At 47.7% G+C, this 13,500-nt stretch carries 15 protein-coding genes and 1 riboswitch; of the genes, 10 read left to right on the forward strand and 5 right to left on the reverse strand.

Annotation, left to right across the window (positions count from 1 at the left end; all coding sequences use genetic code 11):
- On the reverse strand, positions 1-1,035 hold a 1,035-nt coding region (locus AC15IQ_RS14855; protein WP_483180202.1), incomplete at its 3' end, for a copper amine oxidase N-terminal domain-containing protein.
- Positions 1,036-1,297: 262 nt separating this feature from the next.
- Here AC15IQ_RS14855 and AC15IQ_RS14860 point away from each other — a divergent pair.
- The 7 genes from AC15IQ_RS14860 to AC15IQ_RS14890 all read left to right on the forward strand — a co-directional run bounded on the left by AC15IQ_RS14860 (position 1,298) and on the right by AC15IQ_RS14890 (position 8,206).
- On the forward strand, positions 1,298-1,498 hold the full coding sequence (locus AC15IQ_RS14860) for a helix-turn-helix transcriptional regulator (protein ID WP_483180203.1): 201 nt from the start codon (positions 1,298-1,300) through the stop codon (positions 1,496-1,498).
- Positions 1,495-1,974, forward strand: coding sequence for a DUF6773 family protein (locus tag AC15IQ_RS14865; protein WP_483180204.1), 480 nt, complete (start codon positions 1,495-1,497; stop codon positions 1,972-1,974). Before AC15IQ_RS14860 ends, AC15IQ_RS14865 begins: the two co-directional genes overlap by 4 nt.
- A 538-nt stretch (positions 1,975-2,512) precedes the next feature.
- A riboswitch (cyclic di-AMP (ydaO/yuaA leader) is annotated at positions 2,513-2,659 on the forward strand.
- 136 nt (positions 2,660-2,795) lie between these two features.
- On the forward strand, positions 2,796-3,857 hold the full coding sequence (locus AC15IQ_RS14870; protein ID WP_483180206.1) for an ABC transporter substrate-binding protein: 1,062 nt from the start codon (positions 2,796-2,798) through the stop codon (positions 3,855-3,857).
- A 1-nt stretch (position 3,858) separates the two neighbouring features.
- Entirely contained in the window at positions 3,859-4,785 is a 927-nt protein-coding gene (locus tag AC15IQ_RS14875; protein ID WP_483180208.1) for a betaine/proline/choline family ABC transporter ATP-binding protein, read from the forward strand.
- A gap of 5 nt (positions 4,786-4,790) precedes the next feature.
- Entirely contained in the window at positions 4,791-5,642 is an 852-nt protein-coding gene (locus AC15IQ_RS14880; protein ID WP_483180210.1) for an ABC transporter permease, read from the forward strand.
- Positions 5,643-5,962: 320 nt separating this feature from the next.
- Positions 5,963-7,192 carry a glycosyltransferase gene (locus AC15IQ_RS14885; RefSeq protein ID WP_483180211.1) on the forward strand — a complete coding sequence of 410 codons (1,230 nt, stop codon included), beginning with the start codon at positions 5,963-5,965 and terminating at the stop codon, positions 7,190-7,192.
- A gap of 12 nt (positions 7,193-7,204) precedes the next feature.
- Positions 7,205-8,206, forward strand: coding sequence for an NAD-dependent epimerase/dehydratase family protein (locus tag AC15IQ_RS14890; protein WP_483180213.1), 1,002 nt, complete (start codon positions 7,205-7,207; stop codon positions 8,204-8,206).
- Between the two features lie 52 nt (positions 8,207-8,258).
- Here the strand turns inward: AC15IQ_RS14890 and AC15IQ_RS14895 are convergent, their stop codons facing one another.
- Both AC15IQ_RS14895 and AC15IQ_RS14900 read right to left on the reverse strand, forming a co-directional pair.
- The gene (locus AC15IQ_RS14895) at positions 8,259-8,795 is read right to left on the reverse strand and encodes a sporulation membrane protein YtrI (RefSeq protein WP_483180214.1); all 537 of its coding nucleotides are present in this window, start codon (positions 8,793-8,795) and stop codon (positions 8,259-8,261) included.
- Positions 8,792-9,118 carry a YtrH family sporulation protein gene (locus AC15IQ_RS14900; RefSeq protein ID WP_483180216.1) on the reverse strand — a complete coding sequence of 109 codons (327 nt, stop codon included), beginning with the start codon at positions 9,116-9,118 and terminating at the stop codon, positions 8,792-8,794. Before AC15IQ_RS14900 ends, AC15IQ_RS14895 begins: the two co-directional genes overlap by 4 nt.
- A 208-nt stretch (positions 9,119-9,326) precedes the next feature.
- Between AC15IQ_RS14900 and AC15IQ_RS14905 the strand changes: the two genes are divergently transcribed.
- From AC15IQ_RS14905 to AC15IQ_RS14915, 3 genes are all read left to right on the forward strand, one after another.
- Positions 9,327-10,316 (forward strand): DUF2935 domain-containing protein, encoded by a 990-nt coding sequence (locus AC15IQ_RS14905; protein ID WP_483180218.1) that lies wholly within the window; start codon positions 9,327-9,329, stop codon positions 10,314-10,316.
- A gap of 289 nt (positions 10,317-10,605) precedes the next feature.
- Positions 10,606-11,193, forward strand: coding sequence for a GAF domain-containing protein (locus AC15IQ_RS14910; RefSeq protein ID WP_483180220.1), 588 nt, complete (start codon positions 10,606-10,608; stop codon positions 11,191-11,193).
- Complete coding sequence (locus AC15IQ_RS14915; protein ID WP_483180223.1) at positions 11,093-11,884, forward strand: ATP-binding protein; 792 nt, start codon at positions 11,093-11,095, stop codon at positions 11,882-11,884. The genes AC15IQ_RS14910 and AC15IQ_RS14915 overlap by 101 nt, the downstream gene beginning before the upstream one ends.
- A gap of 40 nt (positions 11,885-11,924) precedes the next feature.
- Here the strand turns inward: AC15IQ_RS14915 and AC15IQ_RS14920 are convergent, their stop codons facing one another.
- Positions 11,925-12,815 carry an HlyD family secretion protein gene (locus AC15IQ_RS14920; RefSeq protein WP_483180224.1) on the reverse strand — a complete coding sequence of 297 codons (891 nt, stop codon included), beginning with the start codon at positions 12,813-12,815 and terminating at the stop codon, positions 11,925-11,927.
- Positions 12,815-13,489, reverse strand: coding sequence for an ABC transporter ATP-binding protein (locus AC15IQ_RS14925; RefSeq protein ID WP_483180225.1), 675 nt, complete (start codon positions 13,487-13,489; stop codon positions 12,815-12,817). Before AC15IQ_RS14925 ends, AC15IQ_RS14920 begins: the two co-directional genes overlap by 1 nt.
- Between the last annotated feature and the right edge of the window lie 11 nt (positions 13,490-13,500).

Below are 13,500 nucleotides of genomic sequence, written 5' to 3' on the forward strand. Positions count from 1 at the left end.
TAAATTTAAATTTAACCCAATTCTGGTATAAGGAACATAATTAGCATTATGGCTAACATTTGCTGTAGTTGACGAAGCTTCACCAGGACGATATTCCATAAAGAAATCAGTTATAGCATCATCAACGTTCTCACCCAGTTTATAACACAAATAGATATAAGCTCCACCAGAATCTTTATTTAAATCGGCATTATAGAGTTGATACCCTGGAGGGCATTTAGCCCTCGCAGACCACTCATTATGACCATAAACAAAACCGACACTTACTACGTATTTCTCCCCCGGCTGCCCCACTTGATCCGATTCCGAATCATTATTGGGCACCTGACTTGGGGCTGTTTCTTGAAAATCTGGCGGTGGCATAAATGATCCTTCTAAGTCTATTGTGTCTAATGAGTCTTGAAAGCCTATTTCAGCCTGCTCTGTCTCGGACAGGACAACTCCGGGTTGTATTATATCTATCGATGGTTTTGCTACTTCAGATCCCGGTTTTTTAGATACCGATGGTGCTGATGTACCTGTTTTAGTAATGGTTACTTTTCTGGTTGCAGGATCCCACTGAACATCACAACCCATATTTTCAGTCACAAATCTAATAGGCAGCATAGTCCTGCCATTGATAATCAGCGGCATCACATTGGGATTATCTGCGTCAATCGCAATAGTATTTCCATTTATCAATGCCTTGCTTTGCCCAATCCATAATTCTAATAAAGTATTATCCAGGGAGACCGTTACCTTCCTATCCGCATCATTCCAGCCAACTTCTGCCCCCAAAGGGGTGGCGGCATATCTGATAGGCAGCATGGTGCGCCCCTCTATAACCACGGGGCTTACATCCATCACAATGAGCTCTCCATTCACCGTGTATGAGCTGTTGTCTATGATAAAAACCATAGTTATTGTCTGGTTTTGAGATGTTTCGGCAGCAGCTGGGGCCAAAGGAAGAAACATCACAAAAAATACTAATGTCCAAATCATTGCTATTACTCGCGCAGACGTCTTCTGCTGCCTTATCCCCGAAAACTTTCCCACTGGTTTCAACCTCCCTCTTTAGGTAAATACTGCATTTAAGAGTTTCCTATTTCCAATTTCAACATATTTTTTTGTTCTCCTCCTAAAATTCAAGGTATTGAAAATTGTCCAACAAATTTTACACACAACAAATTCAATAGCCCCCTTGCCATATCGCAAGGGGCCAACAAAAAGAACCTCCTCCGTTGGTCAAGCCCAATATGCAATATATATTTTACATTATGCAATTTATATGTTATTATAGGCAATGTGGAGGTTGCTTATGAAAAATATAAGGATGAAAGTGGCTCGAATTGAACGGGATATGAAACAAGAGGATTTAGCCCAATTGGTAGGGGTTACCCGTCAAACCATTGGATTGATTGAAGCAGGAAAATATAACCCTTCATTAAAACTGTGCATTGCCATATGCCACGCGTTGGGCAAAACGTTAGATGAATTATTTTGGGAGGAGACGCCATGAGAGACTTAATTCAGGATGAACGGACTGTAGCCCAAAAACGCAAAATCGGCAGCGAAACCTGCAACCTGCTGCTATTGGCATTGTTGGTGGCCATATTGGTGCAGCAGTTTGTATTAAATGTGCCTTTTGCACATTATGCGGCTGAATTTATCTGCTTTTTTGGAGCCTGCTCTTATCTCCTAATCAGGAACTTAACATCAGGAAACGATTTGTACAGCAGGAAAAACACCGGGTTCAAATTGGTTATAATAAATAGCCTGGTTTGTGGTTTTACCATCTGTGTAGTGACAGGAATAGCTAATTATGCCCGCTATGGGGAAAATGCCACGCCTAACCTCTGGCTATTAACTAGCCTAATTACGTTTTTATGGGGAACAGCTGGAGCGTTTCTGAGTTTTTCTTTGTTGCATTATTTGAATAAAAGAAAGCAGCAAAACATAGAAAACGCACTAGATGAGGAAGAAGATAGACTATAATACAGTGCACCTCAACAAAAGTGGTCCTTCCCGATACACTCCACTGAATTGGGCGCGTCATAATTTAGATGTCAAAACGTAATAACGGGTGGTTTTATTTCCACCATGAACATTTGGGATGTTACTTCCTGTCGTGTCTCTCCCCTTGCACCTCCAGGCAGGTCGTTCATCCCTATCCTAAAAAAAGCTAAAATAACCTCCCGTGCTTCTTTTTCCCGTTCTTTTTAAGGAAAAAAGTGAGAATTTTCGATAGCCGGAAAAGCCCTGTATATCGGCTTTTGTACCCAATCATGCCATCTCACGTCTCAGCTTTGCCTCAATTCTGCCACATTTGTGATTTAAAATTGGTACAGTCGAATTCTAAACACACTATTTCACTTTAGTATCACTGCTTTTACTGCACCATAATATTTTTTGCATATTGTTTGTATTTAGGGTTCTGCATTCCGAAAGGAGGGAAGATCCGACGAAGTAATCGCGTTCATTTGATGGTGCCACAAGGTATCATCCGCTGATTTATAAGTCATTGAAATCAAAGATAAAAAATAGGCCGAAGCCTCGGAGTCGAGACACGGGGGAACCATTAAATGGGGCGAGTTTTCATAAACCGTATGCCGGTTTTGTAATAGGGCTAACCCAGGCCCGAGCCCGTCAGCTAACCTCGTAGGCAAGAATGGGGATTCAGATGTTAAGCACGCTGCCCCCCTGCAGCTGCCCTTTATCATCACACCTTTTCTTTTCAATTACGCTTCATATTCATATTTCTCCTTTCTTGAGTTCTCTTCCACTCGGCGTGGTTTCAGGCCGGCAGGAGGTATTCTATGAACACAAGTAAATCTATTTCTGGCCAAATTACAGTTAGACTTTTGCTGTTTTCACTGTTGATTGCATTTGGTTTATTCGCCGTGGGTTGTGGCGGAGGTGGCAGCCCCACCGGCGCTGGAGATCAAAAGGAAAAACTGGTAATGGCCGACGTATCCTGGGATAGCGTCAAAGTGCACAACCGCATCGTGGGCTTTATCCTGCAGCATGGTTACGGCTATCCTGAACCACAGTATACCTTTGGCGAGACTCTGCCTCTGTTGCAGGGTATGAGCAAGGGTGACATTGATATAACTATGGAAGTATGGAAAGACAATTACGAGGAGCCCTGGAATGAGATGGTTGCTAACGGAGCGGTCTTAGATCTGGGGTCAAATTTTCCTGACGCTCCCCAGGGTTGGTATGTGCCCACCTACATGATAAAGGGTGACCCTGAGCGTGGTATTGAAGCAGTAGCACCAGATTTGAAATCGGTCTCGGATCTGCCCCGTTACTGGCAGCTTTTTAAAGACGCTGAGGTACCAACTAAAGGGCGATTACACACCAGTCCTCCCGGTTGGGCAGTAACTGAAATCAATGCAACCAAATTTAAAACCTATGGATTAGAAAAGACATTTAACCTTTTCAGCACTGGTTCCGACACCGCTCTGGCCACTTCGATGCTGACCGCTTATGAAAAAGGTCAGCCCTGGGTCGGCTATTACTGGGAACCTACCTGGGTAATGGGGCTGTTGGATATGACCATGCTGGAAGAGCCTGAATATAGTGCCGAAGTGTACAATGATCCCAATAATCGCGGCTGTGCCTTCCCGGCAGCAGAAGTATTGAAGGGGGTTCACGCCAGTCTAAAGGACAGGGCTCCCGAGGTAGTCGACATGATTGCCAAATACGAGACCACATTGGCTGAAAACAACGATTTCCTGGCCTATATGCAGGAGAACAACACCGAAGCCGAAGAGGCTGCCATCTATTTCTTGAAGAAGTATCCGGAGCGGTGGAAGAGCTGGGTTACCGAGGAAGCTGCCCAGAAAGTGGATCAAGCCCTAAAAGAGGTGAAGTAAAATGGTTAATAACTACAGCCCCAGCACCCTTTTAGAAGTTAATAATCTGTGGAAGGTGTATGGCAAACAGGCCGCAGATCTTGATCTGGAAGATGCGCAATCCCTCGATCAGTTGCAGAATGACGGGGCCGTGGCAGCAGTACGCAATGTGTCATTTAAAGTTAAACAAGGCGAGGTTTTTGTCATCATGGGATTGTCGGGCAGCGGCAAATCCACTCTGATCCGCTGCATCCCCCGCCTGGTAGAACCTACCCAGGGGGAGATCAAGGTAAATGGCCGCAATGTCTTACAGTTGGACAAGAAAGAGCTGATCGATTTTCGCCGTCATGAAACAGCTATGGTATTTCAGCATTATGGTTTGCTGCCCCATCGCAATGTCATTGATAATGTGGCTTTTGGGCTGAAATTGTGCGGGGTACCACCTCGGGAAAGAGAAGATTTGGCCCGGCAGGCCATCGCCCAGGTGGGGTTAGAAGGTTGGGAAAACTATTATCCGGCGCAGCTTTCAGGCGGTATGCGGCAGCGGGTCGGCATCGCCAGGGCGCTGGTTCAAGACAGCGACCTGCTCTTGATGGATGAGCCTTTTAGCGGCCTGGACCCCTTGATCCGCCGGGAGATGCAGGATACTCTTATCAATCTGCAAAGACAGCTCAACCGCACCATTGTGTTCGTGACCCATGACCTGAGTGAGGCGGCTCGCCTGGGAGACACTATGGCGGTTATGAAGAACGGGGAATTCTTGCAGCAAGGCACTCCAGCGGAAGTGATGAGCAATCCCGCTGACGAATACGTAGAGCGTTTCGTTCAAGATGCTAATTCGCTTCTGCCGGGCAGCAGCAAACAGGTGTTTCCCCGGCATAAACGCACCGTCAGGCAGTCCCGCCCCGGTGTGGCAGCGGTTCCGGTGCCTGTACCCACTGGGAGGTGAAAACAATGTTTCCTGAATCATGGCAATATAATTTAGCACCTTACATTGACAGTTCGGTAAAATGGATGGTGAAATCCTGGGGACCTTTCTTTGATGCTGTATCCGCCTTGGTGTTGAGCATGCTGCTTCAAATTGAACACATTTTGAAATGGATGCCATGGTGGGGTTGGATTATCATAGTCACGGCTATCTCCTGGCGCCTCACCAGAAGTTTCTATAAAACTGTCCTGCCCGGAGTGCTCATTTTTAGCATCGGTATGTTCGGGCTGTGGGAAGTGGCTATGGAAACACTGGGCATTGTGGTCGTGGCGGTATTTATTTCATTGCTGGTCGGCATCCCGGTAGGCATCGCTATGTCCAGTTCAGAACGCTTCAACAGCTTAATAACCCCGCTTCTGGATGCCATGCAGACTATGCCCAGCCTGGTCTATCTTATTCCAGCTCTGATGCTGTTCGGTTTGGGCAAAGTACCTGCGGTCTTCGCCACTGTAATCTATGCCCTGCCTCCGGTTGTGAGACTCACCAACCTGGGCATCCGCCAGGTGTCCAATGATATACAGGAGGCCGCCCTGGTGTTTGGCGCCTCGCCATGGCAAATGCTGAAAGAAGTGCGCCTGCCTTTAGCTATGCCCAGTATTATGGCAGGAATCAATCAGACCACTATGCTAGCCCTATCCATGGTGGTAATCGCAAGTATGATAGGAGCCGGAGGTCTGGGAGAAGAAGTGCTCAAGGCCACTAATCGCGTTGCGGCCGGAAAAGGCTTTGAAGCCGGATGGGCCATTGTGGTCCTGGCCATTGTAATCGACCGCATATCCCAGGCCACCGCCAAAAGCTGGGAACCACCGCAGAGATAACAGCGTTGCTTTCGTCAGGTATTACAGCTAATAGTTGCAGGGAGAATCAGTTGGTTCTCCCTGCTTTTTTAAGCTCATAGGGCTCATATGCTAACTCAAAATGAATGACAGGTGGTACGGGTACGAAGGAAGCATGAGAAGCCGCACCGGGATTAAACGAACAACGTCTCCATCATACTCAGGGTTAGTTTGTCCTCATGCCGGGGATTGCAATTTCTGCTTTTTTGTGGACAATATACAAGAGACTCAAACGGAAAAACTGTTTTGGAATCCTACCCTATCCCATGTTCCTGTTGACTGCACATAGAAGGAGCCATTCATTGAACAATACCCAACAGGTAATCGCAATTGTCGAACCTAAATGGGCCAAAGGGCATTTTGCATCCCAGATGCAGCTCCTGCTCTCCATACTGCTGCAGGAAGGCCATCGTGTTATCCTCTTATGCCCTGTGCCGCTGCAGGTTCGGCAGTGGGTTGATAAGGCCCTGCCGGCATGGCATGATCGGGTATGGGCAGTTCCGTTTGCTTTAGATGGCAGGACACTGGGCATCCAATTTAAGAGCGGTTCACTGTGCCACTATATCAGCAGGCTGCTACAGGATGCGGAAAAACAAACTGGCTGGACTGTGGATTTAGTATTCATTACCTGGTTGGATATGTTTGTAAATGATGTCTGGCGGGCTTTGTGGTTCTCAGCCAATCTATCCTATCCATGGGCAGGCATATATTTTCTGCCTACCCACCTGCGTACCCGACTTTCTATCACACAGCGTCTCAGCCGCTGGGTGAGCACCCACATGGTTTTCCATCAGCCTAATTGCCGCGCCATTGCTGTCCTTGACGAGGGTGTGAAGTCGGCTTTAGCAACTACAGTTGGTAACAAACCGGTTCTTATATGGCCAGACGCCACCGAGGAGGGGCTGCCCGAGACTACTTTGGCACCTATCGTCAGTATTAAGCAACAGGCTGGTTTGCGTCCCATTGTCGGACTTATTGGGATGCTGGAGCCTCGCAAAGGTCTTTTGACCTTATTACGTGCCATGGAGTGCATTAATGACGAGGAGTGCTATTTTTTGGTAGCCGGGCATCTGCCCGGTGAGGCTTACTCTGCCAGCCAACGCCAGGAGCTGGAGCGCTTAATAAAGGCGGGTAGTGGTGTAAAAGCGCATTTTGAATTTCGCTATATTGAAGACCCGCTGGAGTTTAACGCCTATGTGGCAGCTTGCGATTTTCTCTATATGGCCTACGAAAATTTTTATCACAGCAGCGGCATCCTGACCAAAGCGGCAGTTTTTGAAAAACCTGTCATTGTCAGTGCCGGTTATTGTATGGCCGAAAGGGTGCGGCACTATGATATGGGATTGGAGATTCAAGGCGGTGATGTTTGCCAGGCCCGCCAGGCCATTCTCCAACTGGCCGACAAGGGTTTTCTCGGTCGGGTTAAGGAGCAAGCCCGGTTCCGAGAATACCATAGTTTTCACAACCGGGAACGACTAAGGCTGGCTTTACGTCAACTTCTGGACATCTCCGGCAATCAATATCACTTTTGAGGAGGCCTGTTCATGAAAATACTGGTAGCTGGTGCCGGAGGGTTTATCGGACACCATCTGGTTAAAAGGCTCAAGGCAGACGGAAACTGGGTATGCGGGGTCGATCTCAAACTGCCTGAATTCGAAGACAGCTCTGCAGACCAGTTTATAATTGGTGACCTGAGGGATCCCCGGGTATGTTCGCAGGCGGTTGTCCCGGAGCTGGATGAGGTCTACCAGCTGGCCGCTGATATGGGGGGTGCCGGGTATGTTTTCACCGGCTGTCATGATGCTGCCATCATGCACAATTCCGCTTTGATCAATTTGAATATGGCGGAAGCCTGTCGTCTAAACGGGGTTCCGCGGATTTTTTACTCCTCTTCAGCTTGCATCTATCCGCAATATAATCAAATGGATCCCGATAATCCCGTATGCAGCGAAGACTCCGCCTACCCTGCCCAGCCCGACAGCGAGTATGGTTGGGAGAAACTGTTCAGTGAGCGCCTCTATCTGGCCTATCATCGCAACTGGGGTTTGGAGGTTCGCATTGCCCGTCTGCATAACATCTTCGGTCCCCTGGGTACCTGGCAGGGAGGCAGGGAAAAAGCCCCCGCAGCCCTGTGCAGAAAAGCCGCTCAGGCCTGTGACGGAGGCACCATAGAAATTTGGGGAGACGGCATGCAGACTCGTACCTTTTTGTACATCGACGAATGTGTGGAGGGGATTCTGCGGCTAATGCGTTCGGATTTTTCTGGTCCGGTAAATATCGGTTCCAGTGAAATGGTGAGTATTAAACAGCTGGCGGAAATGGTGATAGAGATATCGGGTAAAAAGCTGTCATTAAAGTTTGTCCCCGGGCCACAGGGAGTGCGGGGACGCTGCTCCGACAACCGTTTGATTAAGGCCCGACTGGGATGGGCCAGTTCACAATCCCTGGCCCAAGGATTGGCCTTAACTTACCTATGGATTCAACAACAGGTAGTTGAATCCATGGGAGCTGATCTCGGTGCAGCGAAAGCAAACCCCGGTTTATAACAGGTATTTCCACTCACCTGACCCCTTTGACCACATATGCGCCAACAATCAGTCATTCGGCGATGGCCGGAGCAATGCTATCCCTAAAAATAAAAGCCGGGTTAAGGACATCGACATTTGTACCATCATGGCCTGGTGCAGGCTGTACTACCACATAAATGCTGACGGTCTCGGAGACGACTATCATTTTGACCATTAATAAGACCATGTTCTCATCCATTTCTATTTCCCGGTTTATAATGCCGGGAATAAGCAAATAGTTGACTTCAGCCACATTCTGCCCCAATATCGGTTTCAGCCACTCGCGGATACTTTTCTCCACTGTCAGCTTAAGGACACTCTCCTCGATATCATTGAAATCGTTATCATCGGCAAATTCTACATAAGTATCAATTTTGCTTACGATCCTCTTTTGAGGCTTCTCTTGCAGTTGCTGAATCTGTTTTTCCAGAGTATTAAGGTTGTCACGCAAAGACATGTTTTCTATATGCAAGGCATCTATTTGCGAACCGATCATAACCGTGCTCAAAGATGCACCCGCAAGCACCCCCAGGACAAAAACAGCCGCCCAGAAGAGAAATTGTTTCATTTGCCTTTACCTGCCAGGATAAAGATCAGGTAATAGCCGGCCTGAGTACCGATGATGGCAAAAAAAATGTACAGCAGTTGTTTTATCAATGGTCTTACTTCACCCTTAAACAAACCGGATTCTATTATTTCGAAGGTTGAAAAGGTTCCCCCAATGGCTGCCACAATAGCCCAGATCTTGATTTCCCGGGCCAGCTTCAGCATGGTGCTCATAGGGGGTTCCTTAAGCAAAACAGCGGCAAAAGAGCCCAGCAAAGAAGCCCCCAGAATAATGCCCATAGCCGTGAAGAATATAAATATCGACTTGTGGGAGAAAGCAGTCATCTCTTAGCTCCGCTTCGTCTTGTGTCCTGCCTCAATATATTCGGCGACTGGGATTCTAATAACCTTGGCCTGGTCACCGGCATAGGCCTTTTACCGGTTCGAAGCCGAAACCGGGAAAGCACCAGGATTCTTCCAGGAGGTTCCTTGTTAACCAAATACAGGTTAGATTCATAACATATGGATATATCATAAAGAAAGGAGAAATGGTATGTCCAAACTGACACCTGCCCAATTCGTTCAAAAATCGCTTGACCTGCACCTTTTTTTCCTGCGCATCATGAAGGAACACTCATTCTTTCTGGAAGCCGCTTTTGTTGCTAAGAATGCAGATCTGATCGAGCGAGCTGACCAATTCCGGGTTGACTTCGAAGGTCTCCTAAAAGTAGCTGTAGATTTGGCCGACCGCAATGTCAGCAGATGCGTACTACAGTCAGGTGAAGTGGTAACTGATAAGACCATCGAGGCCGAAAAAAGGACCGAATTCCTGTCCGGCATTCCATTTAACACTCGCCTCACCAAAAGGGAGACCATGCTCAGACCGGGTTCGGGAGACCCCGATCTGGAGGAAGTGGTGGAAAGGTTCAATAACCGGGTCATCCGCGAAACCAGAGCTCTGGTAGAACTGAAAACCGAAGTTTTGGAGGGCATGCTGGAATGTTGTCTATTTACCTGGAACTTCCCCTTGTTGATAGAACATATAAGGCGAGAGGCCTTATTCTACATTGCCCACCTGCAGAGGCTGCAAAAGCGCATTGCTCTAGATCCGGCTGAAGAGATCATTGAGGAAAAACGCTTCTGGGATCGGATAATGGCTGAACACTCCTTATTTATCGCCCATCTGCTGGATCCCACCGAAAAAGAACTGATCATGACTGCGGACGAATTTGCCCGTCTGTTCTTTAAGTTGGAGAGACGAGTCCAGCGCATTGAGAAAAAGGATTGCCGCATTCCTCCAAAGCTGATGAAAGATGAGATCGAGGCAGTAAGAGATATCAGGAATTTCAAAGATACCGCAGATGAGCTCATTCTGGCCTGCAAGATCAGGTCAATTATAATCCCCCTGTTGGCTGACCACGTTTTACGCGAAGCCAACCACTTCCTGGCCCTGTTAACTGATTGCCGCAAGCCAGACCATCATCATGACAGTTCCTGCAGAAGGGTCACCGTGTGCAAAAAATGTGAAATTGACTGCTGGTAAACTGGGGATCTGAGCCGGTCGCAAGACCGGCTTTCTTATGACCAAATTTAGGTCCCTGCCCCTCCGGATATTACTGATATATCGATCACATGCCAATAGAGAAAAACCATGCGTCCGATCAAGACGAAAATGACTTGACCGGGGCAAAATTATTGGATTGAAAAAACCATGCCCATTCAAGGAAGAAAAAGCGTGTCCCTATGCTTTTCTCGCCCATATTCTGACAGATTTCTTGCGCTTTACTGTTTATAATTACCCTATAGCATACAAGCTACAGAAATGTCGAACAATGGTGGTTTCGAACTCTGCAAAGAATTCACCTCGGCCCAATAGAAAAAGGATTCTACACCAGTTACTGCTGGCTCTGGGGGCCACATCGAATATCGAAGACGCCCTGGAACTCTGTCTTACCATAGCTTTGGACGTTATTGGGATGGACTGCGGCGGCGTTTATTTAAGAGACGATTGGGGCAATTATAGGCTGGCCTGTGTCAAAGGCCTCTCCCCTGAGTTTGTCAAGAACAACCGTTTTTACCACATAGAATCCGCGCGCATAAAACTGTTGAGCAGAGGGTCTCCCCTGTTCTGGGAATATAAAGAGATTAATGCTGAAAGCGTTGATGATATCCTCCAGGAAGGCATACATTCTGCAGCAGTAATCCCCATCATGTACAAAGGCCAAATGATCAGCATCCTCAACTTTGCTTCCCGCACTCAAGACGTAATATTACCGGCTTGCCGGCGTGAGCTCGAGGCTTTAGCGCCCCATATCGCCAATGTATTGGCCCGAATCCGAGCTGAAGCGCAGTGCCTGTCTGGCCTCGGCGAAATTGGTCAACCTGTACGACGAGCCCTGCCTTATCAGTATAGTAACTGATATTACTGACTTAAAGGAGTATGAAAGCCACCTGAGGCGGTTGGACAGACTCAACCTGGTGGGGGAGATATCTGCAAGCATAGGACATGAGATCAGGAATCCCATGACTACTGTTCGCGGCTTCCTGCAGATGTTGGAAAGCAAAGAGGATTATGCCGGCGACAGGGAATACTTTGACTTGATGATCGAGGAATTGGACCGGGCCAATGCTATACTTACCGAATTTTTGTCACTGGCCAAGAATAAGTCGATTAATTTTAGTAGGAAGAAACTCAATGAAGTAATAGCTACCATCTTCCCCTTAATACAGGCCAATGCACTATCTTATGATGTGAACCTGCACCTTGATCTGGGCAGTATTCCAGACCTTGACATTGATGAGACAGAGATACGCCAGTTAGTGTTGAACCTGACCCAAAACGGCCTTGAGGCCATGGACCCGGGTGGAACTCTCAGCATCACAACCCGCCTGAACTGTGACCGGGTGGCCCTGTCCATAAAGGATCAAGGGCACGGAATCGATGCTCGCCTGCTCGAAGCGCTGGGCACTCCCTTTCAGACCACCAAGGAAAACGGCACCGGCCTGGGATTGGCAGTATGCTACAGCATCGCCGCCCGCCATCATGCGGAAATCCGGGTAGAAACCAGCTCATCGGGGACTAATATAGAGGTTCTTTTCCCTGTGCCCTAGAATCGTTCATCGTATAGAATGAAGTGTCCCGCAGTGGCATTCATATAGAAATCTGCACGTCGACGTTATAATAGGGTTTTAAAAACTCATCATAATCATCCAGAGATATCTCTACCGGAATTATGGTTTCTCCATTCCTTTCGACAGCCAGATCGGAAATCTTCTTGATCCGGCCATGGTATTCCCGGCTGGAATCAGCCACCGGAACAATGCGCACCGCCGCATCCGGTTTAACATCGCCGATAAATTCCTCCGGGATTTCTGCCTCCGCATAGATGGTCTGCAGATCCATGATGCTTAATAGGCTGCGGGCAGGATCAGTAGTCTGACCGGTCTGGCAGTTAAGTTGGTATACCAAACCCTGCCGGAATGGTGATACTAGTGCATTGCCTTTTAGGTGGGGGTTGCCGTACAGCTTATTATTCAGCCGGGTCAATTCACTTTGGGCGGCGGCGATGGAAATCTCCAGGTTTTTTACGGTATTGGCGGCTCCAATAACACTCATTTCAAATTCTTCATATTCCGTATCCGATATTGCTCCAGAATCGAGTAGGGATTGCCTGCGCTGCAGATCTTGTTGCGCTTTTTGGTGCAGTGTTTGCTGCATTTGCAGGTCATTTTGCAGCCGCTGCAGTTCAAATTGCTGTTTTTCTATAGCATTTTTTATATCTCTTAAGTCAAGTGTGACCAGTTTCTCTCCTGCTGTCAGCATTTGTCCGGCTTCCACATGGACTTCCGTTACTTGTGCCGGAAAATCAATCACCAATTCCGAAATGGTTTTTACCGCAATGGTACCGAACGCATCAATAGTTGGGTTTTCCACTGGGGCTACAGCTTCTTCGGTCGGTGGCTCAGTCTTATTACAGCCCAGCGGAAGCATAATAAGGAATAAGAACACTGCCGCCATTGCCATTAGCGCGATTTTTCTCATTATTCCCACACCTTTCCGTCTTTAAGTCTTATTATCCGATGGCTGTATTTAGCCATTTCTTCCGAATGGGTCACCTGCAGGATGGTTTTATTGGTTTCTTGATTGATTTGCTTGAACAGTTCCATGATAGCGTTCCCATTCTTACTGTCCAGGTTTCCTACCGGCTCATCGGCCAATATGATGTCGGGATCATTCATAAGGGCCCGGGCAATGGCCACCCGCTGCTGCTCACCACCGGAAAGCTCCCGGGGGGTGTGCCCTTTTCTGGCGGACAAACCCACGATTGCCAAGACATCTTCTAATCCCTGCTTATAGCTTTTCATTGGTTTACCGTCCAGCAGTACCGGCAACATAATATTATCTTCTATATTTAGGTTGGGAACCAGGTTATAAAATTGGAAAATAAAGCCCATTTCCTGGCGCCGGAAGCGGCTGGCTTCTTTATCACTCATAGTTGACAGTTCTCGCCCTTTAACCTTTATAGTCCCGGAATCAGGCTGATCAAGACCGCCCAGTAGGTACAGCAGGGTGCTTTTGCCGGAACCTGATGGCCCCATCAGGCTGACAAACTCTCCCCGGGCGATACTCAGATTGATGTTTTTAAGAATTTCTATTTTCACATCTCCCAGATAAAAATTCTTATATACCTCAGTTGCTGCAATAATAGGCTCCACCGACACCCCTC

This window comes from Syntrophomonas sp. DTU019, from assembly GCA_913757435.1.
Lineage (GTDB): Bacteria > Bacillota > Syntrophomonadia > Syntrophomonadales > Syntrophomonadaceae > DTU019.

What these genes read in the sequence shown, in the direction of transcription:
- AC15IQ_RS14865 (WP_483180204.1), top strand. Translation starts at nt 1,495, where the DNA reads ATGAGAGACTTAATTCAGGATGAACGGACTGTAGCCCAAAAACGCAAA.
- AC15IQ_RS14860 (WP_483180203.1), top strand. Translation starts at nt 1,298, where the DNA reads ATGAAAAATATAAGGATGAAAGTGGCTCGAATTGAACGGGATATGAAA.
- AC15IQ_RS14870 (WP_483180206.1), top strand. Translation starts at nt 2,796, where the DNA reads ATGAACACAAGTAAATCTATTTCTGGCCAAATTACAGTTAGACTTTTG.
- AC15IQ_RS14895 (WP_483180214.1), bottom strand. Translation starts at nt 8,795, where the DNA reads ATGAAACAATTTCTCTTCTGGGCGGCTGTTTTTGTCCTGGGGGTGCTT.
- AC15IQ_RS14910 (WP_483180220.1), top strand. Translation starts at nt 10,606, where the DNA reads ATGGTGGTTTCGAACTCTGCAAAGAATTCACCTCGGCCCAATAGAAAA.
- AC15IQ_RS14900 (WP_483180216.1), bottom strand. Translation starts at nt 9,118, where the DNA reads ATGACTGCTTTCTCCCACAAGTCGATATTTATATTCTTCACGGCTATG.
- AC15IQ_RS14920 (WP_483180224.1), bottom strand. Translation starts at nt 12,815, where the DNA reads ATGAGAAAAATCGCGCTAATGGCAATGGCGGCAGTGTTCTTATTCCTT.
- AC15IQ_RS14905 (WP_483180218.1), top strand. Translation starts at nt 9,327, where the DNA reads ATGTCCAAACTGACACCTGCCCAATTCGTTCAAAAATCGCTTGACCTG.
- AC15IQ_RS14880 (WP_483180210.1), top strand. Translation starts at nt 4,791, where the DNA reads ATGTTTCCTGAATCATGGCAATATAATTTAGCACCTTACATTGACAGT.
- AC15IQ_RS14915 (WP_483180223.1), top strand. Translation starts at nt 11,093, where the DNA reads ATGTATTGGCCCGAATCCGAGCTGAAGCGCAGTGCCTGTCTGGCCTCG.
- AC15IQ_RS14890 (WP_483180213.1), top strand. Translation starts at nt 7,205, where the DNA reads ATGAAAATACTGGTAGCTGGTGCCGGAGGGTTTATCGGACACCATCTG.
- AC15IQ_RS14875 (WP_483180208.1), top strand. Translation starts at nt 3,859, where the DNA reads ATGGTTAATAACTACAGCCCCAGCACCCTTTTAGAAGTTAATAATCTG.